General features: G+C 70.2%; 22 protein-coding genes and 1 pseudogene. 13 read left to right on the top strand and 10 right to left on the bottom strand.

Annotated elements, in window-relative coordinates; all coding sequences use genetic code 11:
• Positions 1–55: 55 nt before the first annotated feature.
• The gene (locus ACZ39I_RS26065) at positions 56–1,306 is read left to right on the top strand and encodes a GNAT family N-acetyltransferase (RefSeq protein ID WP_467246855.1); all 1,251 of its coding nucleotides are present in this window, start codon (positions 56–58) and stop codon (positions 1,304–1,306) included.
• 252 nt (positions 1,307–1,558) lie between these two features.
• On the opposite strand, the gene ACZ39I_RS26060 is transcribed toward ACZ39I_RS26065, so the two are convergent.
• On the bottom strand, positions 1,559–1,744 hold the full coding sequence (locus tag ACZ39I_RS26060; RefSeq protein WP_393603392.1) for a hypothetical protein: 186 nt from the start codon (positions 1,742–1,744) through the stop codon (positions 1,559–1,561).
• 182 nt (positions 1,745–1,926) lie between these two features.
• Between ACZ39I_RS26060 and ACZ39I_RS26055 the strand changes: the two genes are divergently transcribed.
• On the top strand, positions 1,927–2,844 hold the full coding sequence (locus ACZ39I_RS26055; protein WP_467246853.1) for a winged helix-turn-helix domain-containing protein: 918 nt from the start codon (positions 1,927–1,929) through the stop codon (positions 2,842–2,844).
• A 35-nt stretch (positions 2,845–2,879) separates the two neighbouring features.
• On the opposite strand, the gene ACZ39I_RS26050 is transcribed toward ACZ39I_RS26055, so the two are convergent.
• Positions 2,880–3,068 carry a hypothetical protein gene (locus ACZ39I_RS26050; RefSeq protein WP_031056585.1) on the bottom strand — a complete coding sequence of 63 codons (189 nt, stop codon included), beginning with the start codon at positions 3,066–3,068 and terminating at the stop codon, positions 2,880–2,882.
• Between the two features lie 187 nt (positions 3,069–3,255).
• Between ACZ39I_RS26050 and ACZ39I_RS26045 the strand changes: the two genes are divergently transcribed.
• From ACZ39I_RS26045 to ACZ39I_RS26025, 5 genes are all read left to right on the top strand, one after another.
• On the top strand, positions 3,256–4,134 hold the full coding sequence (locus ACZ39I_RS26045; RefSeq protein ID WP_467246969.1) for a GntR family transcriptional regulator: 879 nt from the start codon (positions 3,256–3,258) through the stop codon (positions 4,132–4,134).
• Positions 4,083–4,868, top strand: coding sequence for an HAD family hydrolase (locus ACZ39I_RS26040; RefSeq protein WP_467246851.1), 786 nt, complete (start codon positions 4,083–4,085; stop codon positions 4,866–4,868). Before ACZ39I_RS26045 ends, ACZ39I_RS26040 begins: the two co-directional genes overlap by 52 nt.
• A gap of 405 nt (positions 4,869–5,273) precedes the next feature.
• Positions 5,274–7,049 (top strand): phosphotransferase family protein, encoded by a 1,776-nt coding sequence (locus ACZ39I_RS26035; RefSeq protein WP_467246849.1) that lies wholly within the window; start codon positions 5,274–5,276, stop codon positions 7,047–7,049.
• A gap of 29 nt (positions 7,050–7,078) precedes the next feature.
• Positions 7,079–7,687: a TetR family transcriptional regulator gene (locus ACZ39I_RS26030; RefSeq protein WP_467246847.1), complete on the top strand. Its 609-nt coding sequence runs from the start codon at positions 7,079–7,081 to the stop codon at positions 7,685–7,687.
• Between the two features lie 56 nt (positions 7,688–7,743).
• Positions 7,744–9,786 (top strand): HelD family protein, encoded by a 2,043-nt coding sequence (locus tag ACZ39I_RS26025; RefSeq protein ID WP_467246845.1) that lies wholly within the window; start codon positions 7,744–7,746, stop codon positions 9,784–9,786.
• Between the two features lie 263 nt (positions 9,787–10,049).
• On the opposite strand, the gene ACZ39I_RS26020 is transcribed toward ACZ39I_RS26025, so the two are convergent.
• The gene (locus ACZ39I_RS26020) at positions 10,050–10,895 is read right to left on the bottom strand and encodes a nitroreductase/quinone reductase family protein (RefSeq protein WP_467246843.1); all 846 of its coding nucleotides are present in this window, start codon (positions 10,893–10,895) and stop codon (positions 10,050–10,052) included.
• A gap of 157 nt (positions 10,896–11,052) precedes the next feature.
• Between ACZ39I_RS26020 and ACZ39I_RS26015 the strand changes: the two genes are divergently transcribed.
• The 3 genes and pseudogenes from ACZ39I_RS26015 to ACZ39I_RS26005 all read left to right on the top strand — a co-directional run bounded on the left by ACZ39I_RS26015 (position 11,053) and on the right by ACZ39I_RS26005 (position 12,790).
• A complete protein-coding gene (locus tag ACZ39I_RS26015) occupies positions 11,053–11,676 on the top strand; it encodes an RraA family protein (protein WP_467246841.1) in 624 nt (207 codons plus the stop codon).
• Positions 11,673–12,013: pseudogene (locus tag ACZ39I_RS26010) on the top strand (hypothetical protein). The gene ACZ39I_RS26015 and the pseudogene ACZ39I_RS26010 overlap by 4 nt, the downstream one beginning before the upstream one ends.
• Before the next feature lie 51 nt (positions 12,014–12,064).
• The gene (locus tag ACZ39I_RS26005) at positions 12,065–12,790 is read left to right on the top strand and encodes a class I SAM-dependent methyltransferase (RefSeq protein WP_467246839.1); all 726 of its coding nucleotides are present in this window, start codon (positions 12,065–12,067) and stop codon (positions 12,788–12,790) included.
• A gap of 80 nt (positions 12,791–12,870) precedes the next feature.
• Here the strand turns inward: ACZ39I_RS26005 and ACZ39I_RS26000 are convergent, their stop codons facing one another.
• The 6 genes from ACZ39I_RS26000 to ACZ39I_RS25975 all read right to left on the bottom strand — a co-directional run bounded on the left by ACZ39I_RS26000 (position 12,871) and on the right by ACZ39I_RS25975 (position 17,606).
• On the bottom strand, positions 12,871–14,625 hold the full coding sequence (locus ACZ39I_RS26000; protein ID WP_467246837.1) for an ankyrin repeat domain-containing protein: 1,755 nt from the start codon (positions 14,623–14,625) through the stop codon (positions 12,871–12,873).
• A 65-nt stretch (positions 14,626–14,690) separates the two neighbouring features.
• The gene (locus tag ACZ39I_RS25995) at positions 14,691–15,431 is read right to left on the bottom strand and encodes a VOC family protein (RefSeq protein WP_467246835.1); all 741 of its coding nucleotides are present in this window, start codon (positions 15,429–15,431) and stop codon (positions 14,691–14,693) included.
• A gap of 87 nt (positions 15,432–15,518) precedes the next feature.
• Entirely contained in the window at positions 15,519–16,193 is a 675-nt protein-coding gene (locus ACZ39I_RS25990; RefSeq protein ID WP_467246833.1) for a dihydrofolate reductase family protein, read from the bottom strand.
• A complete protein-coding gene (locus ACZ39I_RS25985; protein ID WP_467246832.1) occupies positions 16,193–16,705 on the bottom strand; it encodes an SRPBCC family protein in 513 nt (170 codons plus the stop codon). The genes ACZ39I_RS25990 and ACZ39I_RS25985 overlap by 1 nt, the downstream gene beginning before the upstream one ends.
• Complete coding sequence (locus ACZ39I_RS25980) at positions 16,689–17,051, bottom strand: ArsR/SmtB family transcription factor (protein WP_467246830.1); 363 nt, start codon at positions 17,049–17,051, stop codon at positions 16,689–16,691. The genes ACZ39I_RS25985 and ACZ39I_RS25980 overlap by 17 nt, the downstream gene beginning before the upstream one ends.
• Before the next feature lie 15 nt (positions 17,052–17,066).
• Positions 17,067–17,606, bottom strand: a complete 540-nt coding sequence (locus ACZ39I_RS25975) for an NUDIX hydrolase (RefSeq protein WP_467246829.1) — start codon at positions 17,604–17,606, stop codon at positions 17,067–17,069.
• 92 nt (positions 17,607–17,698) lie between these two features.
• Between ACZ39I_RS25975 and ACZ39I_RS25970 the strand changes: the two genes are divergently transcribed.
• The 3 genes from ACZ39I_RS25970 (at position 17,699) to ACZ39I_RS25960 (ending at position 19,571) form a co-directional block, all read left to right on the top strand.
• On the top strand, positions 17,699–18,289 hold the full coding sequence (locus tag ACZ39I_RS25970; protein WP_467246828.1) for a helix-turn-helix domain-containing protein: 591 nt from the start codon (positions 17,699–17,701) through the stop codon (positions 18,287–18,289).
• A gap of 101 nt (positions 18,290–18,390) precedes the next feature.
• On the top strand, positions 18,391–19,080 hold the full coding sequence (locus ACZ39I_RS25965; RefSeq protein WP_467246827.1) for a hypothetical protein: 690 nt from the start codon (positions 18,391–18,393) through the stop codon (positions 19,078–19,080).
• Between the two features lie 152 nt (positions 19,081–19,232).
• Positions 19,233–19,571 carry a DUF2516 family protein gene (locus tag ACZ39I_RS25960; RefSeq protein WP_082319565.1) on the top strand — a complete coding sequence of 113 codons (339 nt, stop codon included), beginning with the start codon at positions 19,233–19,235 and terminating at the stop codon, positions 19,569–19,571.
• Between the two features lie 528 nt (positions 19,572–20,099).
• On the opposite strand, the gene ACZ39I_RS25955 is transcribed toward ACZ39I_RS25960, so the two are convergent.
• Positions 20,100–21,401 (bottom strand): PP2C family protein-serine/threonine phosphatase, encoded by a 1,302-nt coding sequence (locus ACZ39I_RS25955; RefSeq protein ID WP_467246825.1) that lies wholly within the window; start codon positions 21,399–21,401, stop codon positions 20,100–20,102.
• Positions 21,402–21,614 lie beyond the last annotated feature (213 nt).

Raw genomic sequence — 21,614 nt, 5'->3', positions numbered from 1 at the left:
TCCGGGTGCGGAAAACGACACGACACCCCGACCCCGCCCGCCTACCGTGGGCCCCATGAGCGCCCCAGCCGACATCGACGTCCGTGCGGTCACCGAGGCCGAGTATCCCGAGTGGCTGCGTGCCGTGCGGACCGGGTTCCTGCGGGAGCCGGTGGTGACGGCGGCGGAACTGGAGGCCCGTAGGACTCAGTTCGCGCCCGGCCGGATCCTCGGGGCCTTCGACGCGGACCGCTGCGTGGCGACCTTCCGTTCCTTCGCACAGGAGGTGACGGCGGTCGGGGGCCGGTCCGTGGCCGCCGACGCGATAACCGGCGTCACCGTGACCGCCACCCACCGCCGGCGCGGCCTCCTGACCCGCATGATGAGCCAGGACCTCGCCGCCGCGAAGGAGCGCGGAGACGTCCTGGCCACGCTGATCGCCGCCGAGTACCGGATCTACGGCCGCTACGGCTTCGGCCCCGCCACCACGGGCACCGAGTGGACGATCGACGTCCCGCGCGCCGGCCTCGACCTCCGTGGCCCGGATCTGGACGGCGGCCGTATCGACCTGGTGGACCCCGACGACGTACGCAAGCTCGGTCCCGAACTGCACGACCGGATGCGCCGGGCCACTCCGGGGGCGATCAGCCGGGGCGACTGGTGGTGGCAGCTGAACACGGGTGCGGTGCGCCCCGACCCGGCGTGGACCGAGCCGTTCTTCGCGGTGTACCGGGCGCCGGACGGCACGGTCGAGGGGCTGATGGCGTACGAGGTCGACGACAAGTGGGCCGACACCATGCAGCCGTCGAACACGGCGAGTGTGCGGGACCTGATCGCCTCGACCCCGGCCGCCGAGCGCGCACTGTGGCACTACCTGTGCTCGATCGACTGGGTCATGCAGGTCAAGAGCGGCTGGCGGGCCCCAGACGACCTGCTCCCGCACCTGCTGCCCAACCCCCCGGCGGCCAGGATCAGCATGCAGTCGGACTGGATGTGGGTGCGGATCCTGGATGTCGTACGGGCCCTGGAGGCGCGGACGTACGAGGGGGAGGGGGAGCTGGTGCTGGAGGTCGTGGACGGGTCCGGGATGACGGGCGGCCGCTACCGGCTGGACGCCGCCCCGGACGGTGCTTCCTGTACGGCGACGACGCGCAGCGCCGATCTCACCCTCGACGTACGGGAGTTGGCGACGTTGTGGCTCGGGGACGAGTCGGCGGTGCGGCTCGCGGCGCTGGGGCGGGTGCGGGAAGAACGAGCGGGCGCCGGCCGGGGGGTCGACGCCCTGCTGCGCACGTCCAGGCGACCTTGGTGCCCGGACATGTTCTGACGCTCCCTTCGGGCGGGGACGGGTGGGGGTATTCCTGGTAGTACCTGGTGGTGCTCTCGCATCCGTAGCGAGCTGTTCAGTTGTGGATGTTCAGTTGTGGCGGTTCAGTTGTGGCGGTGCGGGTGTGTGCAGCTGTCGCTGCTGTTCAGTTGTCGGTGTTCAGTTGTGGCTGTGCAGACCGACCGGGCTCCCGGCTCCCCTCCAGGGGGGAGCCCGGTCAGCCGGATCCTGGGCCCGGCGGGCGGGCGGACGTCATCCGGACTGGGCGAGCAGCATCACGAGGATGACCGCTCCGATGCCACCGATCGCGACGTTCTTGGACTTGACGCCGATGGTCAGGGCGACGAACGCGACGATGCCCATCGCGCCCCACTTCCACTGGACGAGTGCCTCGAAGCCGACGGCGAGAGCGGCGATGGCGATGGCGACGAACGGCATGACGGTCCCCCTTCGGGACGATGGTCCCTGTCGACCACCGAGGTGGCCAACCCTGTGCAGTTTTGACCATGTTTCTCAAGGTTGACCAAGTTGGCGACCAACTTCACTGTACTTATCTCCTTGGATGCGGCTCATAACCACCTTCCGGCGAACTGCCCAAAGATGGCGGGAAGTTGTAGTGTTTGGTCGTGGACCCGAAACACGCCTCCGTCAATGGGCGGAAGAGGTCGCAGAGGCCACAGAAGTCCCATCGCGAGGTGGCCGACGAGCTCCGCGCCCGGATCCGGTCCGGCACGCTGCGGGCAGGTCAGCGCATGCCCACCCAGGCACGGCTGGCCGACGAGTTCGGCGTCGAGCGGGGGGTCGTACGGCAGGCGCTGTACCTGCTGCAGACGGAGCATCTGCTCACCAACGTCTCCAAGGGAAGCCCGGCGACCGTCGCCCCCGACCTGGGGCTCAGCAGGGCGGGCACCGGCCCGGGGGCCGCTCCACAGCCCACGATGGTCACGCTCGGCCCCCGGATCGCCGCCGCGTTCGCGGTCCCGCACGTCGAGATAGAAGCCCTGTGCCTGACGTCGGTGTCCCTGAACCTCGCCGTCGGCGAGGGGCTGCGACAGATCCACGCCGGACGGCTGAATCCGGCCAAGATCGACGTCCGGGTCCTGCTCCCGGGCCGGGACATCGACCTCGCCTTCCCGGTGCCGGTCGGGGGCCGCCGCGACGACGACCCGGTCCACGAGCGCTGGTTGGCCCATCGCAACGCCCAGGTGCAGGTCCTCCAGCACAACCTCCTGGCCCTGCGCGCCACGCACGGCATAGACGTGCACGTCTCGTTCCGTGCCCTGCCCTTCACGCCACCGGTGAAGCTCTACCTGCTGAACGGCATGGAGGCGCTCTTCGCGTACTACACGCTGACCCGCCGCAAGGAGGAGATCGACGACGAACACCTGGAGTTGTACGACTCCGAGGGCACCCAGTCGATGCTGTTCGCCTTCGAGCAGGGCGCCGGCCTGCGGGACACGACGTTCGTGGAGCAGTCCCAGCTGTGGTTCAACGCACTGTGGGAGACGATCAGTTCGGAGCTGGTGCTCTCGGGCTGAGGTCTCCCACAGGGGCGGATCCGGTTGCGCTCGGGTCATAGGGCCGGTCCCGCGACCAGCAGGGCGAGCACCACGGCCCCGACCGAACTGATGGCGGGGTTCTTGGCCTTGAGACCGATGGTGAGCAGGAGCATCCCGATGATGCCGCTGGCACCGTACTTCCACTGCAAGGTCTGCTCGACGCCGACGACGAAGACGGCGGAGAGGAGGGCGAGGGCCGGCATGGTGGTTCCCCCTTCGGGCATCGGGCATCAGGCATCGGGCTGGGTGACGGCGGGTGGTGATGCGGAGGCAAAACTTCCACCAACTCATTGAAGTTGGCAGCCAACTCTACCTATGTTGTCCCCACTTGGTTGGGGTTGATAAACAACTTCGGAACAACTCCCCGTAGATGGATTGGAGTTGTACCGTTTGGTCGTGACCCAGGAGAACGTGGCAGTGAACGGCAGCAGAAGGCTCTCGCCCCAGGAAATCGCCGACACCCTGCGGGAACGCATCCGCACGGGTGACCTCAAGGCCGGTGACCGCCTCCCCACCCAGGCCGAACTCGCGGAGGAGTTCGGGGTGGAACGGGGCGCGGTCCGCCAGGCGCTGCGCGCGCTGCAGGAGGACGGGCTGCTCAGCAATGTGAGCAAGGGGAGCCCGCCGCGGATCGCGGAGGTGCCGGTCACCCAGGGCGGACCGCAGCCGACGATGGTGGCCCTGGCGCCCCGCCTGGCCGACGCGTTCGCCGGCCCGGACGTCCGGATCGACGCGGCCTGCCTCACGGCGGAGTCGCTGATGGTGGCGCTGAGCGAGCCGGTCCGCCTCATTCACGAAGGCCGGATCCGCCCCGAGTCCATCGACGTCCGCATCCTGCTGCCCTCCCGCGACATCAACCTGGCCTTCCCAGTCCCGGTCGAGGCCCCCGACGACGACAACCCGGTCCACCAGCGCTGGCTGGAGATGCGCAACGCCCAGGGTCACGTCCTGCGCCACAATCTCCGCTCCCTGCGCTCCTCCCACGGGATCGACGTCAAGGTCAGGTTCCGGGCGTTGCCGTTCACGCCACCGGTGAAGCTGTACCTGCTCAACGGCGTGGAGGCGTTGATCGCGTACTACATGGTTGCCCGCCGCGAGGAGGCCACGGACACCGGAATGCTCGACATGTACGACGTCCTCGGCACCGAATCCCTCCTCTTCTCCTTCGAGAAGAGCGCCGGCGAACGGGACGCGGCGTTCGTGGAGCAATCGCAGAAGTGGTTCGACGCCCTCTGGGCAACCATCACGACGGACCTGACACTCTCCTAGTGACTCCTGAGACGACGCACACTGAACCGGTGACAGCAGAGACAGCACGAATCGCATCACTGGTCGCCTCCGCTCGGTATGTGCTCTGGGACATGGACGGACCGATCTGCCGGTTGTTCGCGGGGTATTCGGCGGACCAGATAGCCGGTGAACTGGTCGAGAAAATCGATCAGTTGGGCATGGGCGGACTGCTGACAGAGCAGGAACGATCCAGCATTGACCCGCACGATGCCTTGCGAGGTGTCCATGCGCGGCGCCCGGGCAGCGATCTGGTCCTCGAACTGGAGGCATGGCTCACTCGGCGCGAACTGCAGGCCGTTCCCAAGGCGATGCCCACGCCGTACGTGGATCCGTTGATCAGGGCGTGGTCGTCGCGCGGCGTCGGGTTCGCAATCACCACCAACAACGCGGCAGTTGCGGCAGTGACGTACGTCGAGAGCCGTCAGCTGACGGACTGCTTTCCTTACGTCTACGGCCGCACGCCGAACCTCGACCTGATGAAGCCGAACCCGTACTGCCTGGACCAGGCAATCAAGGCCATGGGTGCTGTGCCTTCGGCCACCCTGATGATCGGTGACACTCCGACAGACCTCGAGGCGGCGCGGCTGGCCGGGGTCTCGTTCCTGGGCTACGCGCGTCGCTCGGACAAGGAGCAGGAACTGAGGGATGCAGGCGCCGACGTCGTCGTGAGCTCGATGCAGCAGGTGCTGAAGGCCCTGCCCGCCGCATTGTGAGCAGTCGGTAGAGGCGGAGCCAGCGTGATGGCTACCGGCGACGTAACGAAGTGCGCACGGGGGCGTTAAAAATTCCGGCACGTCCAGACATCTGCGACAGGTCTCACTCCAAAGGGCGCATCGTGGCCATGTGGAGGGGCGCGTGCCGCTATCGTGTGCATCAATTTCCTTGGATGCGCATCGCTTTCGATGTTTAGAACTAGCGTTTCGGGAGCATGAGTGGCGATCGGGGCTTGGCCTGACCGCGGGGGCGAAGTCCGAGATGCCGTTCTTTCGGCGTTTCGTCGGCATGGATACATCCGTGAGGTCTCCCCAGGAGCGCGAGTGGCGTCCCCCGGGGCAGGGGTCGACGCACTGGCCAAGGCCTGTCCGGCCGACAAGCCCGTCGACGCTCTGACCGTCGGGGTGCTGACCCGGTTCCTCGCGCAGTTGATGCTTGTGCGCAAAGAGGCGCTGCCCGCGCTGCCGGCCGAGTGGTCGCGCAACGAGAGGGACAGCCGGGCCTATCTGGACACTCTCGTGCGCCATGCGAATGGGCGGATGTTCAACCCCAACTGGGCCGAAAATGGCGGTCTGTTCGCCGTTCTGGGGGTGCCCGGTGACGCGCCGGCCCGGTTTGCCGAGCGGGTTCCCGCCATGTCCCGCCGGCCCTACGGCCTCCTCCTCACCAACCTTGCCCGGGACAATGTGTTCCTCCTGGAGGGCCCCAAGCTCTCGGTCGCCCGGCTCGACTGGTGCTCGGCGTCGTACGGAGACCCGCTGCACGGTCTCGCCAGCCACGTGGTGCGGATGCGCTACCCCGAGGACCAGGTAGAAGAAGTCGTCCAGGCTTGGTCAGCCGAGATGCGGCGCACCCGGCCACTGGCCGTCACCGGTCTCGGCCGGGACTTTCCGTATTACGTCGACTTCGAGCGCATCCATGCCGCGTACCACGAGGTGATCCGCGCGGCGAAGTCTCTTGATGACTCGGTCGAGGATCGTCGGCTGCTGACGGCTGCCGGGGAGATCAGTACGGCTCTGGACCGCGCCGCCGGCCTGCTCGGCATGTCCGAGGTGCCGCCCGAGAAGGAGATCGCGGACGCCCTGTTCCGCTGGCAGGCCGCGCGGCTCGCGCGCAAGGCCGAGAGGGTGCCGGACTCGCTGTTCCGGTGGCGGCGCGACGATCGCGTCTCCGAGCGGGACGACTTTCCGCCGGAGCTGGTGCGCAGTGCCTTGGCGGCGGAGGGGATCGCGCCGGCCGACCACGTCTTTCGCGGGACGGCGCATCTCAACACCGTCGTTCGTCTCGAGAACCGTCCCGACCCCGTGGTGGTCCGTCGGGAAACCGCGGCGGCTCCTCGCCGTGAGCAGGGTTTCCTCCCCGAACACGCCGTCCTGCAGGTGATCGAGCGGTCCGGGGTGCAGGTCCGGGCGCCGCGAATCCTGGCGCTGGGCCATGACGATCGCGGGCGCCACTTCGCGATCCACACCTTCGAGGGCCCAGGAGGCCGGGCTCCTCAGCACCCGGTGGACGGCTTGTTGCCCGCCGAGGCGGACGAGCTTGTCGACGAACTCGCGGCGCTCGCGCGAGTGGATCACTCGTCCTTGCCGTCCGACGAGCCGAAGGGCGGCTTCTACGGCTGGCTGGCCGAACGGCTTGCCGCCTTCGTCGACCAGCTTCCTCCCGAGACCCTGCGGGCCGCCGACCGACGAGGACTGCCGAACGGGGAGGTACTCCGGTGGATCCTCGGCCGCTACGAGGTGACCGAGCGCACCCCAGTTCTGCTGCACGGTGACCTCAACCCCTGGAATCTGGTGCGTGCCGGACGCCGGGGAGGGCTGACGATCATCGACTGGGAGATGGGGATGATCGGCGATCCCCTTTACGACCTCGTACGCCATCTGCATCTGACGCCGACTCGGACGGACATGCGCATGCGCATGTTCGACCGCTGGAGCAGGAAGCTTCCTTCCGAGTGTGTCGTCGGGTGGGAGCGGGACTGGAGCGTCTATCGCTGGATCGAGCAGATCCGCTCGGCCTACGTGGATCTGGACCGGATGACGACGGGGGCCGCGCTGAGCACGCCGAACGTACGGCGGGCCGTCGACGCGTATGAGATGACCCTGTCCGCCGCCACCGGCTCTCTGGGGCTGCGCAGGCGTGTCGTGCCGAAGCTGCCCGCGCCGCTCAAGGCGTCCTGACTCCCGACCCGGTGCGTAGGCTCACCCCCATGACCGCCCCCGGCCTGCGTGAGCGCAAGAAGCAGCGGATGTACGAGAACGTGTCCGAGATCGCCATCCGGCTCTTTCTGGAGAAGGGCTTCGACGCGGTCTCCGTCGCCGAGATCGCCGCCGCCGCCGAGATCTCCAAGCCCACCCTCTTCCGGTACTTCCCGGCCAAGGAGGACCTCGTTCTGCACCGGATCGCCGATCACGAGGACGAGGCCGCGCGGGTCGTGGCCGAATCCGAGGAGCGGCCCCTCGCCGCGCTCCGGCGGCACTTCCTCGACGGCCTTGAGCGGGAGGATCCCGTCACCGGGCTCAATGATCACCCCGCTGTTCTCGCCTTTCACTCGCTGCTCTACGGCACCCCCGCCCTCGTCGCCCGGGCCCACGGGCACCTGGAGCGGCAGGAGGCCGCGCTCGCCGAGGTGCTCGGGGGTGATCTCGACGCGCGGCTGGCCGCCGGCCAGATCATCGCCGTGCGGCGGATTCTCGCGATGGAGAACTGGCGGCGGATCGCCGAGGGGGAGACGGTCGAGGACGTGCGGGGGGATGCCGTGGCCGCTGCGCAGCGGGCGTTCGGGCTGCTGGCGGACGGGTTGTCGTGGCTCACCTGAGTGAGAGCGAGTAAAAGATTTAACTCAGTCTCACTTTCTCGCGTACGCTCGTCCCCATGACGTCAGCCGACCCCGCTTCCCGGAACGCCCTGAAAGAGGTCCTCCACCGCGAGCGCTCCCACCACGACCGGTGCCGTACCGCCCTTGCCGCCATGGTCGACGGGGCGCAGGAGCAGGTCGTCGTCGGTGAGAACGTCTCCGCCTCCGGGGCCGATGCCGAGGTACTCGGATACCAGCTGCGCAGCCAGGCCAAGGAGATGCGGGAGCTGCCCGAAGGGCCCCTGTTCTTCGGCAAGCTGGACTTCGACCGCGGTGACCATGCCGGGCAGGCGTATCACCTGGGCCGGCTGCGGATCACCGAGCATCCCGCCGCCCCGCCCCTCGTCGTCGACTGGCGTGCGCCCGTCTCCCGCGCCTTCTACCAGGCGAGCGCCCGCGACCCGCAAGGGGTAGCTGTGCGGAGGCGGTTCGGGTGGGCGCCGGGGAGCAAGGGGGACTCCGCCGACCTCACCGGGCTGGAGGACGAGCACCTGGGCAAAGGGGAGTCGGGGCCCAGTGCCATCGTCACCCAGGAGATCGAACGGCCCCGCGTCGGGCCCATGCGGGACATCGCCGCGACCATCCAGCCCGAGCAGGACGATCTCGTACGGAGTGACCTCGCCGTTTCCGTGTGCGTCCAGGGCGCTCCCGGGACCGGCAAGACCGCCGTCGGGCTGCACCGGGCCGCCTACCTCCTCTACACCCACCCGCAGCGCATGCGACGCGGCGGCCTTCTCGTTCTCGGGCCCAACCGGACCTTCCTCTCCTACATCTCCCAGGTGCTGCCCGCGCTCGGCGAGAGCGGCGTACGGCAGTCCACCCTCCAGGACGAGATCGCCCGCCATCCGGTCACCGCCGCCGACGCCCACCCCACCGCCGTTCTCAAGCACGATCCCCGCATGGCGGAGGTACTGCGCCGGGCGCTCTACGCGCGGGTGTCGAGCGAGGGCGTCAACTCCCTGGAGATCCCGGACGGTTCGTACCGGTGGCGGGTCCGGGCCGGTGAACTCGCGCGGATCGTGGCGGACGTACGACAGGAGGAACCGCCGTACGGCGTCGGGCGGGAGCGGGTGCGGGGGCGGGTGGTGCGCAGTGTGCAGTTGCAGGCGGAGCGGCGGGCGGGGCCGCAGAACGGCGCCTGGCTGCAGCGGGTTTCGCGGTCGCGGGTGATGGGAGCGTTCCTCGACACCGTGTGGCCCAAGGTGCGACCCGAGGAGGTCCTGACCGAACTGCTCAGCGATCGGGAGGAGTTGGCGGTCGCCGCCGAGGGGATCCTCGACGCCGAGGAGCAGAAGAACCTGCTGTGGGCCAAGCCGCCGAGGTCGTGGAAGTCGGCGCGGTGGTCGGCGGCCGATCTGGTGCTGCTCGACGAGGTCGCCGGGCTGGTGGAGCATCCCGAGGGGTACAGCCATCTCGTCGTCGACGAGGCGCAGGACCTGTCGCCGATGGAATGCCGGGCAATCGCCCGCCGGGCCCGTTTCGGGTCGGTCACCGTGCTCGGGGACCTGGCGCAGGGGACCACGCCCTGGGCGGCCCGCTCGTGGCACACCGTCCTGCGGCACCTCGGCAAGCCGGACGCTGCCGTCGTACCGCTGACCATCGGCTTCCGGGTGCCGCAGGCCGTCGTCGGGTTCGCCAACCGGCTTCTCGCACACCTGGATGTGGAGGTGCCGGAGGGGCGGTCGCTGCGCGGGGACGGGGAGTTGACGATTCGGGCCACCTCCCTGGACGCCTTGCCGGACACGGTCGTGGACGCGGTACGGGGCTCGCTCGCGCACGAGGGGTCCGTGGGGGTCGTCGCGGCCGACGCCGACGTGGCACGCGTACGGCAGGCCCTGGACGCGGCCGGGATCGTCACCGCCGGGCCGGACGAGCTGGGTGCGCGGGTGAGCGTCGTACCGGCCGGTGTGGTCAAGGGACTCGAGTACGACCACGTCGTGGCCGTCGAGCCGGCCACGATCGCGGAGGCGGAGGAACGGGGACTGCACCGGCTGTACGTCGTGCTGACCCGGGCGGTGTCACGGCTGGTGGTGGTGCATGGGCGGGCGCTGCCGTTCTAGCGTGGCGGTGGCCGCCTGTGGGGGTCCAGGGTGTTGCCGTTCGTGGGGTCCGGCGGTGGCGGCCGCACTGCGGGCATTCCGAGGTGGTGGGGGCTCTGCGGGCGGGTCCGGTGGGGCGGCCGCCGTCCATGAGGGCGGCGAGGTGGCGGCCGTCCGTGAAACCTGTGGTGGCGGCCGCCCGCGAGTTTCCTCCGCGGTATCCCGAGGTGGCGGCCACCCCGCCAGCAAGGTTCACGCGGGGTGGCCGCCACCTCACCGGTAGGTCAGGTGCGGTCGAGGAGGGGGATCAACTGCTCCTCCTCGTACGTCAGATGAGCCTCCAGCTCCGTCGTCAGGCGGTCGACCTCCGTGCGGACGGAGTCGACGTCCGTGCCGCCGCTGAGGGTCTGCCTCAACTCCTCCACCAGCGCGGCGATGTGCTCGTGCTCGGCACGCAGGCGGTCGAGGGCCGGGCCCGCCTCCGGGTGGCGGTCGGCCAGGAACGGGAACATCGCCACGTCCTCGCCGGTGTGGTGGTTGTGCAGGCCCTGGCAGAAGGTCAGGCAGTTGACGCGGAGTTGGGCGCCGAGGGTGCTGGTCGAGGCGGACAACTCCTGTCGGACAAGAGCCAGTTCGCGGCGGAAGGCGTCGTGGACGAGCCTGATCGCCTCGCCCGGGGAGGAGGCGTTGATGTCCGGCGGGCCCGGCCGGGCGATCTCGTGCAGTGCGACCACGGGGAGAACCCGGTCGGTCTTCTCCTGGTACACCGCCCAGCCGGGGTCCGACTCCACCGCCCGCGCGAAGGCTCGGTCCCGTTCCTCGCCCGCCAGGACGACCGCTTTCGCCTCGTACGTGAACACGCCGCTCTCCACGGTGACTTGAGGGTGCGCGAGAAGGTTGCGGTACCAGTCGGGGTGGCGGGGCGAGCCGCCTGCCGAGGCGATCACGAGGATGCGGTCGCCGCCGTCGGGGAGGTAGCCGACGGGGGTGGTGTGCGGGGTGCCGGTGCGGGCGCCGGTGGTGGTGAGGAGGATCAGGCGGCCGCCCTCGAAGGGGCCGCCGACCCGGCCGTGGTTCGCGCGGAACTCGTCGATGATCCGCTGGTTGAAGTCCTGGATGGGGTTGGTCACTCTCTCTGCTTTCTCTGGTCTCCGGTCATTTCCTGGACGACTCAGAGAAAGCGGAGGGCTTCTCGCCCTCCCCGGCCTCACTCAGAGGCCGGGCACCCAACTCGCTCACGGCACAAGGCCGACCCGGCAGTCATACACGCACGGTAACGTCCGGGGCATGATCGAGACCACTGAGTTTGCGGACATTCCCACGACCACCTTGGCCGATCTGCTCGGTCGCGACCAGGTCATGGACATCGGGATCCGGCCGCTGTGGGGGCCGGTGCCGAGGGTCGCGGGGCCCGCGTTCACCGTACGGTGCCCTCCCGGCGACAACCTCATGCTGCACGCGGCGATCTACCGGGCGCCGGCCGGCTCGGTGATCGTGGTCGAGTCGGGGGACCTCGACTACGCCCTGGCCGGCGGGAACGTGTGCGCGGTCGCGCAGCGGCGGGGGATCGCCGGGTTCGTCCTCGACGGGCTGATCCGCGACTTCGCCGAGGTGCGGGAGGCCCGTTTCCCCGTCTTCGCGCGGGGCGTCATCCCGATCCCGGGCGCGAAGAAGGCCGTGACGCCGCTGGGTGAGGGCGTGCGGTGCGGCGGGGTGCGGGTCGAGGCCGGGGACGTGGTGGTGGCCGACGAGGAGGGGGTCGTGGCGGTCCCCGCCGCGCGGCGGGCCGACATCCTCACCGCCGCCCGCGCCGCGCTGGCGAAGGAGGCGGCCGAGACGCTCGACGACTGGGAGGCGGCGCACCGGGCTCGTGTCGACGAGATCCTCGCGGAGGGTGGATTCGAGGAGTGAGGGCGCTTCTCTTCCTGGACGTCGACGGGACGTTGCTGCCGTTCGGGGCGGCGGGGCCGTATCCGCTGCACGAGCCGGCCTTTCCGCTGCCGGATGCCCTGGTCATACGCTGCTGACGCGCGTCGATCCCACGCTCGGTGCGCGGCTGACGTCGCTCCGCTGTGCGCTGGCGTGGGCCACGACCTGGGTCGACGACTAGATCACCGATGCCGACCGGGCCTGGGTGGCGGCCCAGCATCCCGGGCGGACTCTCCCGCACCGAGTGGAGTCCCAAGTTGGGCTCACCGACAGGGACTTCGTGGTTCTGGAGGAGTGGCTGGCGAGCGAGGGGCGGTGACTGGACGATATCGGGTGGCCGGCCCGGCCCCCTCCCCCTACGGTCGAGCGCATGGCTGACGAAGGCTTCACCCATCCACGGCTCGCCGCGATCTACGACGCGCTCGACGGCGATCGCGGCGACCTCGACGCCTATGTCCGCATGGTGGAGGAGTTCGGGGCGCGGCAGGTGCTGGATATCGGCTGTGGGACAGGGGTGTTCGCGCTGCTGCTGGCCGGGCGGGGCGTCGAGGTCGTCGGTGTCGATCCCGCCCTGGCCTCGCTCGACGTGGCCCGCGGGAAGCCGGGGAGCGAGCGGGTGCGCTGGATCCACGGGGACGCCTCCCAACTGCCGCCCCCGAGCGTCGACCTGGTGACCATGACGGCCAACGTCGCCCAGCAGATCGTAGGAGCGGATGCCTGGCGGGAGACCCTGCGGGGGGCGTACGCGGTGCTACGGCCCGGTGGGCGGCTGGTGTTCGAGACGCGGGACCCCGCGCGGCGGGCCTGGGAGGAGTGGAACCGGCAGGAGTCGTACGCCGTGACCGACGTGCCCGGAGCCGGGGTGGTGGAGAGCTGGGTCGAAGTCAGCGCAGTGGAGGGGCAGTTGGTGACGTTCCGGTGGACCTATGTGTTCGCCTCGGACGGGCGGGTGCTGACCTCGGACTCGACGTTGCGCTTCCGGGAGCGGGCGGAGGTCGAGGCGGAACTGGGCGCGCAGGGATTCGTGGTGGACGACGTACGGGACGCGCCGGACCGGCCGGGCAAGGAGCTGGTCTTCGTGGCCCGGCGCCCCTAGGTGTCCCCCGCGCGAGCCCGCCGGTGTCCTCCTGCCGGGTACGCCAGGCGGGCCACGTCGAGTTCCGGGCAGGCTCGTGGTCAGCGCTGAAGTCGCGTCGGCAGGGGCACCCAGCGGCGCGGGGCCCGGGGGTCGATCGCGTCCCGTCCATCGTCGATCCGCAGACCGGCCGCGGCGCAGCAGTAGGCGAGGATGTCGGCGCCGTAGGGGAACGCGTGCTTGCCCTGCCAGAAACGGAAGGTCCAGTAGGCGGCCGGGTCGGAGGCGTGCGGCCCGAGGCCGATCTCGTCGTACGCGACGATCTCGCCGTCGCGGGCCAGGGTGCCGAATCTGCCGCCCTTGGGGTTGAAGTAGACCCCGTAGGCGGTGGTGCCCGCCGATATCGCCCGCAGTACGGCGTCGTCGCTCGGCATGAACCCGTTCTGGGTGATCACACAGCCGCCGGGGGTGCCGTCGACGCCCGTGATGCCCACGTGGCGCAGGGACTCGTCGTAGTCGTCCGGCTCGAAGGGCGCGTGGTCGGGATCGGTCCTCGGGCACTGCGCGGGATCGGCACCGAGCCGCCGTATCAGCTCGTCCTCGTCGAGGCCCTGGACGAAGCAGATGCCGAGCCCCTCGGTCCATATCTCCTGCGTGCCGAAGGCTGCGATGAGCGCGTCGGCCGCCTGCTGGGCGGCGACCTCCTCAGGCGGCAACTCGACCGCTCCCGGTAGGTGTCGGACCAGCGGGGCGAGGGGAGTGGTCAGCAGCAGCCGACCCGGTGACCAGGGCTCTGCCTGCGGTGTCCACACGTCCGCCCCGGCGTCGATCAGCGCCCGCACCGTGGCCTCGTCCATGCTGTGGACGGCGTGCCAGAGCGGGGTGTGCTCCTCGTCGTCGAGTACGTCGACGTCCGCGACGTGGGGCAGGAGTGCGGCCACCGCTTCCGCCGAGCCCTGTTCCGCCGTGAGGTGCAGCGGGGTGGCGCCCTGCCATCCGACGCGGGCGTCGGGCGGGGCGCCCGCCTTCAGCCGGGCCCTGACCAGGGCCGCGTCGCCCCAGTCGGCGTAGCCCATGCGCTGCCAGTCGGGCCGCGGTACATAGCGCTGCCGGGCCTCCTCCTCACGGCGTAGAGCCTCGCGCCGGCGTCGGTTGAGGGGTGGTGCCAGAAGTGCCGGCGGTCCGCTGACCTCGAAGGTCGCGATCGAACCCGTGGCCGCCTCCTGCTCCGGCGGTTCGAGCCCTGGCCAGACCTCGAACGCGCGGCGCGAGGCGGTACGGAGCGCGTCCGCGTCCACGGGGGTTCGCGTCTCGGGCACGCCCTCGTCGGGCCACTCGACGACCAACTGCGCCTGCCCGGGCGGGGGAAGCTCCGGCAGATACAGGTCGACGTCCGTCTTGAACAGGGATCTGCGGGAGTGGTGCAGGCCCGGATCCAGCGGGATCAGTCCGACCGCCTGCTCGGTCGCCGCCTCCAGCGCCTCACCCTGCGGCCCGGTGTACGGGATCCTCAGCGTCACCGTGCCGTCCAGCGAGGTCACCCGGCGGCCGTCGGAGAACAGCAACCCCACCCGTAGGCCGGACTGCCGCCGCTGGTCCCCGCTCTGTCTGCGGACCTTGCGGAACACCGTCAGGTGCAAGGTGACCGACCCCGGCCACACGGACCAGCCCGTCACCACGACCCGCGTCTCGGGCCCGGCACCGACCACTTCCAGCTGCGGCGACAGCGCGGGTGCGAACCGGTCGACGGGCGGCGCATACCGTCCCTCGTCCTCTCGCGGCGGCCATAACCGCACCAGCACGGCCTGTTCGACGGCCGGTTCCTCAGCAAGTACCAGATCGTCAAAGAACCCCATGCGCCGAGCGTCGCACACGGCACTGACAATGCCCGGTGCCGCAGGGAACGCGTGGAGGCCGGGCGTCAGGACGGGGCGAGGACGCAGAACTCGTGGCCCTCCGGGTCGCACAGGCAGGTCCACGGGACCTCGCCCTGGCCGAGGTCGAGATCGGTGGCGCCGAGGGCACGCAGCCGGGCCACCTCGGCGGCCTGGTCGTCACCGGGATACGGCAGCAGATCGAGATGGACGCGGTCCGGCACGGTCTTCACGTCGGGGGTGCGGAGGAACTCCAGATACGGGCCGCTCCCCGCGGCGGAACGCAGCGTCGCTTGATCGTCGGTCACCTCGTGCGGGGTCCAGTCCATCGCCTCGCCCCAGAACCGGGCCATGGCCCGCGGATCCACACAATCCACGACCACGGCGGCGATCGGCCCGGTGTCCCGGTAGACCTCCCGGGGCTCCAGCACGCAGAACTCGTTGCCCTCGGGATCGGCGAGGACCGTCCACGGCACGTCGCCCTGGCCCACGTCGACGGGCGTCGCGCCGAGAGCCCTCAGACGCGCGACCAACTCTGTCTGATGGGCGGCGGAGGTGGTGGCGAGATCGAGGTGCAGGCGGTTCTTCGTCGCCGTCTTGGGCTCCGGGACGGGAACGACGTCGATACCGAAGGCGACCGGGTCCGGCCACACGAGACCGCCCGCGGGGCCGACGTAGGTGGTCACGCCGGGACTGTAGGCACTCCACCCGAGCGCCTGCGCCCAGAACCGACCGACCGCCGACGCGTCAACGGCCTTGATGTTCACCTGAACAGGTCGCAGTGCCATGCCGACGATCCTATGCAGTCGCCTCTTGTCGGGTTTGTCGGTGAGGTCAGCTGCCCGTCGTCGCCCGCGCGATTGTGGAAACGCCGGCTACCGCTTCCCGACCGTGTAGGTCAGGTGGGTCACCCGGGACGACGGGTCCGTGCGGGACTGGCCCAGTGTGAGGCGGTCGGGGTCCACGTGGTCGAACAGGCGGATGCCGGTGCCGAGCAGCACCGGTGCGAGGGTGATCGAGAACTCGTCGATCAGGCCGCCGTCGAGGTACTGCTGGATGGTCTCGGCGCCGCCCGCGATACGCACATCACGGTCGCCGGCGGCCTCGCGGGCCCGGAGCAGCGCGCTGTCGATGCCGTCGCCGACGAAGTGGAAGGTGGTGCCGCCCGGCCGCTCCCACGGGTCACGCCCGGTGTGGGTGAGGACGAACACCGGCGTGTGGAACGGCGCCTCCTCCGGCCAGGCCGGCTCGCCGAGGTCGAACATCCGCCTGCCCATGACGCTCGCGCCGGTGCGTTCGTACGTCGCCCGGGCGATGTCGTTGTCGATGCCCTCCTCGCCGCCCTCGCCGAGCCCCAGGTTCTCCCGGAACCACCGCTGCGGGAACGCCCAGGCCTGCAACTCCGACCACTTCGCGTTCCAGCGCCTGACGCCCGGGTCGTCCTGCTTCTCGGGCGAGAAGGCGTCCTCGGGCGACACCGGTTCGGGTGCCATGAACCCGTCGAGCGACATCGTCACGCTGAAGAACACCTTCCCGGCCTTCCCGGCCATCAGCTGTCCCCTCCCCTCGGGGCGGCCTCGAGTTCGGCGACGTAGGCCGCCAGGTTGTTCAGCGTCTGCTCGCCGCCCTCGACCGCGTGGTACTTCTCCACGGCCTCGTCGCGCAGCTCCTTGGTGGGGAACACCGTGCGCATCACGATCCGGGTCTCCTCCCCGGCGGGCTCGAAGGTCAGGACCGACTCGAAGGCATTCGGGTCGTCGCGGGACTCTCCGTGCAGCAGCGCGATCCGTTCCGACGGGACGATCTCCCGCCAGGTGATCCACTCCTGGTAGTCGGTCCCGTCCGGGCCGTGCATCACGAAGTCCCACGACCCGCCGACACGGAACTCGAAGGACCGTGTCGTGGTGGTGAAGCCCTCCGGCCCCCACCACCGCGACAGGTGCCGCACTCGCGTGAACGCCTCGAACACCAACTCCCGCGGGGCGCCGATCATCCGGAAGATCACGATCTCGCGGTCCGCGGTCGGGTGCGCGGCCTCGCCGCCGCTACTCGTCGTCGCCATCGTGTGGTCCCTCCTGCCGTGTCTGCTTCAGCTCCTGCACGTACTCGTCCAGCCGGTCGAAGCTCTCGCTCCAGAACCGCTCGAAGCCGCCCAGCCACTCGTGGACCGGACGCAGCCCGTGGGCGTCCAGGCCGTACAGCCGCTGCTTGCCCGCCCCGCGGACCCGCACCAGCCCGACCTCCCGGAGCACCCGCAGGTGCTTGGAGGCCTGCGGCTGGGTCATCCCCAGGTCCCGCGCGAGGTCGTTCACCGGCCGCTCGCCGTTCCGCAGCAGCACCAGGATCTGCCGCCGCTGCGGTTCGGCTATCGCGTTGAACGCGTCCGAGGTCGTCGCCGCTCGTGCCATGGCGTCATCATATGCCTATATCGGAATGTGTGGAGTCCCTCCCGTGTGCCGCGCGGTCCGGAACGCGAGATACCGGCCGAAGGCTTCGTGACTGTCGGGAGTGAAGCGCCACTCCAGCAGGGCCGACCGCAGCTCCGGCTCCGTCAGCCGGCCGTGCCAGGCGACCTCATCGGGATCGGCGGCGACGGTGTCCGGCACTACGGCTTCGTGCACGCCGAGCCAGTGGGGGCTCAGGCCGCTGCGGTTGAGGAACGTGAACAGCAAGCGCGGCAGCACACGGACGCCCAGCTCTTCGGTCAGCTCCCGCCCGGCGGCCTGTTCATAGGTTTCACCGACATTCACGGCGCCACCGACCATGACCTCGTAGAGCCCGGGGAAGCGTGACAGCCGCTCCGCCCGCCGGTGGACGAGGATTCGCCCACGCTCATCACGACACACCGTCACGGCGACCCGGTGCAGCCACCCTTCCCGGATAGCCTGCCGGCGGCTGACCGCCACCCCCAGAACACGATCTTGATCGTCGACCCGCTCCACCAGTTCATCCACGACGGACACCCTGGCAGGGCCCACCGACAACGGGAGTGGCGTGGCGCACTATTGCAAGCGCCTGCTTGCAATAGTTAGCGCGGGTGGTGCACAGTGGGGACATGGCATCGCTCAACGTCGGCAATCTCGGTGAGTACCTGCGCGAACAGCGGCGCACTGCGCAGCTGTCGCTCAGGCAGCTCGCCGATGCCGCCGGGGTGTCCAATCCGTATCTGAGCCAGATCGAGCGCGGGCTGCGCAAGCCGAGCGCGGAGGTGTTGCAGCAGGTCGCCAAGGCCCTGCGGATCTCCGCCGAGACGCTGTATGTGCGAGCCGGCATCCTCGACGCCGAGCGCGACCGGGACGACGTGGAGACGCGTGCGGTCATCCTCGCCGACCCCACGCTCAACGAGCGGCAGAAGCAGGTGCTGCTCCAGATCTACGAGTCCTTCCGCAAGGAGAACGGCTTCGAGATCGCCCCGCCGGACGCGGCCCCCGCGCCGAGCGACGGGCAGAGCGGCCGATCGGACGACAGTGCGGCGGGCATCCAGGAGGGCCTCGGGGACATAGCCGTCCCGGCCGACGGCGACCCGGACGGTGACACCGCCGTACGGGAGACCCGCCGACCGCGCGCCACCCGCAAGCCCCGCACCACCCGCACGCCCCCCAAGACCGACGGCAGCGACGCCGACCCGCAGCAGACGGCCAGTTGAGCCCGGCAGGGTTCGTCACAGCTCGACACGCTCGACGCACGCCGACACGCACCGCGGGACCCAAAACCCTCATCAGAAAGCAACCCGGGAGGACCATCACCATGGCCATCACCGACGACATCCGCAAGGCCGTCAAGGACCCGACCCCGCTCTACTTCCTCGCCGGCGCCGGTGACCTGGCCCTCCAGGAGGCCAAGAAGGTGCCCGGCCTGGTGGAGCAGCTGCGCGCCGAGGCGCCGGCCCGGATCGAGGCCGTGCGCGGCACCGACCCGAAGGCGGTCCAGGAGAAGGCCCAGGCCCGTGCCAAGGAGGCCGGCGCCAAGGTCAAGGAGACGCAGGAGACCCTGCAGACCAAGGTCGGCGAGTTCATCAGCAGCCTCGACGGTGACCTGAAGAAGCTCGGCAGCACGATCGACGCGGACCTGAAGAAGCTCGGCGAGTCCGCTCAGGATCTCGCCCTGCGCAGCGTCGGCGTCGCCGCCGAGTACGCCGTCAAGGCCCGCGAGACCTACGAGAAGGTCGCCGAGCACGGCGAGCAGACCGTCAAGACCTGGCGTGGCGAGGCCGCCGAGGAGATCGAGGAACTGGCCATCGCCGTCGAGCCGAACGCCGAGCCGGGCGAGGTCAAGAACCAGGCGACCGCGACTCCGGCCGCGAAGCCGGCCACGCCTGCCACGGTCGCCGCGGCGGCTCCGGCTCCGGCGAAGAAGGCGACCACGACCGCCACCGCCAAGAAGACCACGCCGGCGCGCAAGACCACGACGGCCAAGAAGACCCCGCCCGCCAAGTAAGGCACCGCGGGACACTTCAGGACTGAGGGCCGGGCACTTACTGAGTGCCCGGCCCGTTCTGCGGGTAGCGGCCTTGCGGGGACGGGTAACGGGTACGGTGACCGCGTAATCGTTGAGATGACGAGCCGAGTCAGGTGGTGGACGTTGTGCTGATGCAGGGGTTCGCAGGCTTCATGTGGCTGCTGAGCATGGCCCTGATCGTTTTCAGCGGCTTCGCACTGTTCGACGCGGCCATCCGCCGTGAGGACGCCTACCGCGCGGCCGACAAGAAGACCAAGCCCTTCTGGCTGATCATCCTCGGGCTCGCCTTCGTGGTGAACCTGATCTTCAACATCCTGTCGTTCCTGCCGATCATCGGCCTCGTCGCGACGATCGTCTACATGGTCGACGTACGCCCGGCGATCCGCGCCCTTCCGGGTGGCGGCCGCAGCGGCCGGGGCAGGGGTTCGAGCAGCGACGGCCCTTACGGCCCGTACAACGGGGGGCGCTAGCCCCTTCGGGGACCGCCGGGGACGTATCGATGGGTGGCTGCGTGGCGGGTGCGACCGTCGTCGCTCGGCCACCAACTCGGCGTGGCCTGGCTGTGCGCGGCCGGCTCCCGCAGCGGGGCCACCAGGACGACGCCGACGTGGACTGCGCCAGCGGCACAACGAGATGGGCTCGGGGCGGACCGAGATGGGCCGCCGACGGGCTCGCGGTGGGCTACGACAGACCCGCGACTGGGAGTGCTGGACCCACGCATCCGCAGCGGACGCGCGGCGGGCACCTGTGGTCGGCGGCAGCGGGTCCGCGAGGGACAGAGATGGACCCCAGAATCCGCGGCGGACGGGCAGTGGGCAGCCGTGAGCCCGTAATGAGGCCGCGGTGGGCCGCCACGGACCTGCGGTGGACCCGTCGCGAACCGCGGTGGGCCGCCACGGACCTGCGGTGGACCCGTCGCGAACCGCGGTGGGGCGCCACGCACCCGCGGTGGACTCGTCACGAACCGCGGCGGTGAGCCTTCGCTCGGCGGTCGGGCCTCACGTCTCCCGGTCGAGCAGCAGGACCGCCACGTCGTCCGCCAGTTCGCCGCCGTTGAGTGCGCGCACCTCGTTCACCGCGGCCCGGAGCAGCGCCTCGCCCCGCAGGCCCTCGGACAGCTGGCGACGGATCATGGACACCATCCCGTCCTGGCCCAGCCGCTCTCCGCCCTCCCCGACACGCCCCTCGATCAGCCCGTCGGTGTAGAGCATCAGGCTCCACTCGGCACCCAGCTCCACCTGCATCCGGGGCCAGCGAGCCCCCGGCAGCAGTCCCAGCGCGGGGCCGTTGTTGTCGTACGGCAACAACCGCGCGGGTCGCCCCGGCCGGGCCACCAGCGGTGACGGATGCCCGGCGAGACACAGCCCCGCCCGCCGTCCGTCCGGCGCGATGTCCACCGTGCACAGGGTCGCGAAGATCTCGTCGTCGGAGCGCTCGTGCTCCAGCACCTCCTGCAGCGTGCCGAGCAGCTCATCCCCGCACAGCCCCGCCAGGGTCAGCGCACGCCAGGCGATCCGCAGCTCCACGCCGAGCGCCGCCTCGTCGGGGCCGTGCCCGCAGACGTCACCGATCATGGCGTGCACGGTCCCGTCCGGAGTCCGTACGACGTCGTAGAAGTCACCGCCGAGCAGCGCACGCGACCGGCCCGGCCGATACCGCGCGGCGAACCGCAGCGACGACCCCTCCAGCAGCGGCGTGGGCAGCAGCCCGCGCTCCAGGCGCCGGTTCTCCTGCGCCCGCATCCGTCCCTCGGCGAGTCTGCGCTCCGCCGTGTCGGAACGTTTCCGCTCCACCGCGTACCGAATCGCCCGGCTCAGCAGCCGTCCGTCGAGTTCGTCCCGGTAGAGATAGTCCTGGGCGCCCACCCGCACCGCTTCCGCGCCGCGCTCGGCGTCGCCGGACGCGGTGAGCGCGAGGACGGCGTGCCGGGGCGCGAGTTGCAGGACATGGCGGAGTACGGCGAGCTCGTCGTCGTCATTCAGGCGGCCGGGCGCGGACAGCGCGAGGTCGAGCAGGATGCAGTGCACGTCGTCCGTGAGCAGCCGCTCGGCCTCGGTGAGGTTGCGGGCGGTGCGGACGCGGATCGGCTTGCCGGTCCAGTCCAGGAGTTCGGGGACGACCGTGGACCCGCCGGGATCGTCCTCGATCACGAGCAGGGTCAGTTGGGTGACGGCGTTGTGGTCGACCGTGGCTTCCTTGCGCGGGGCTTCTTCCTGGGAGGGCTTGTCCTGGGATACGGCCGGCGCCTGACCACTTTCCACGGCCGGGATCGCTCGCTGCCGCGGTATGGGTACGGGCATGGTCTCGGTTCCTTCCCTCCCCCCGAGGGCATGGTGGAGCGAGGGGTCTCGATCCACCGACGGGGACCATAGCGGGTGCCGGGCCGGGAAAGGAATGGCGTGAGACACGCCGCTTGGCCGGTGGCCACTGTCATATGCCGCGTTATCCACCGCAGTTGGACACGTGGCGGGTGTTGCGGGGATGACGAACGTCACGTTCGCGGAAGGTTTGCG

The organism is Streptomyces sp. NPDC024687, assembly GCF_055559055.1.
This window is presented reverse-complemented; position numbering and strand designations above follow the sequence as displayed.

What these genes read in the sequence shown, in the direction of transcription:
- ACZ39I_RS25985 (WP_467246832.1), bottom strand. Translation starts at nt 16,705, where the DNA reads ATGGCGACGACGAGTAGCGGCGGCGAGGCCGCGCACCCGACCGCGGAC.
- ACZ39I_RS26005 (WP_467246839.1), top strand. Translation starts at nt 12,065, where the DNA reads ATGGCTGACGAAGGCTTCACCCATCCACGGCTCGCCGCGATCTACGAC.
- ACZ39I_RS26015 (WP_467246841.1), top strand. Translation starts at nt 11,053, where the DNA reads ATGATCGAGACCACTGAGTTTGCGGACATTCCCACGACCACCTTGGCC.
- ACZ39I_RS26050 (WP_031056585.1), bottom strand. Translation starts at nt 3,068, where the DNA reads ATGCCGGCCCTCGCCCTCCTCTCCGCCGTCTTCGTCGTCGGCGTCGAG.
- ACZ39I_RS25970 (WP_467246828.1), top strand. Translation starts at nt 17,699, where the DNA reads ATGGCATCGCTCAACGTCGGCAATCTCGGTGAGTACCTGCGCGAACAG.
- ACZ39I_RS25980 (WP_467246830.1), bottom strand. Translation starts at nt 17,051, where the DNA reads ATGGCACGAGCGGCGACGACCTCGGACGCGTTCAACGCGATAGCCGAA.
- ACZ39I_RS26060 (WP_393603392.1), bottom strand. Translation starts at nt 1,744, where the DNA reads ATGCCGTTCGTCGCCATCGCCATCGCCGCTCTCGCCGTCGGCTTCGAG.
- ACZ39I_RS25995 (WP_467246835.1), bottom strand. Translation starts at nt 15,431, where the DNA reads ATGGCACTGCGACCTGTTCAGGTGAACATCAAGGCCGTTGACGCGTCG.
- ACZ39I_RS26030 (WP_467246847.1), top strand. Translation starts at nt 7,079, where the DNA reads ATGACCGCCCCCGGCCTGCGTGAGCGCAAGAAGCAGCGGATGTACGAG.
- ACZ39I_RS26065 (WP_467246855.1), top strand. Translation starts at nt 56, where the DNA reads ATGAGCGCCCCAGCCGACATCGACGTCCGTGCGGTCACCGAGGCCGAG.
- ACZ39I_RS26025 (WP_467246845.1), top strand. Translation starts at nt 7,744, where the DNA reads ATGACGTCAGCCGACCCCGCTTCCCGGAACGCCCTGAAAGAGGTCCTC.
- ACZ39I_RS25965 (WP_467246827.1), top strand. Translation starts at nt 18,391, where the DNA reads ATGGCCATCACCGACGACATCCGCAAGGCCGTCAAGGACCCGACCCCG.
- ACZ39I_RS25955 (WP_467246825.1), bottom strand. Translation starts at nt 21,401, where the DNA reads ATGCCCGTACCCATACCGCGGCAGCGAGCGATCCCGGCCGTGGAAAGT.
- ACZ39I_RS25960 (WP_082319565.1), top strand. Translation starts at nt 19,233, where the DNA reads ATGCAGGGGTTCGCAGGCTTCATGTGGCTGCTGAGCATGGCCCTGATC.
- ACZ39I_RS26000 (WP_467246837.1), bottom strand. Translation starts at nt 14,625, where the DNA reads ATGGGGTTCTTTGACGATCTGGTACTTGCTGAGGAACCGGCCGTCGAA.
- ACZ39I_RS25990 (WP_467246833.1), bottom strand. Translation starts at nt 16,193, where the DNA reads ATGGCCGGGAAGGCCGGGAAGGTGTTCTTCAGCGTGACGATGTCGCTC.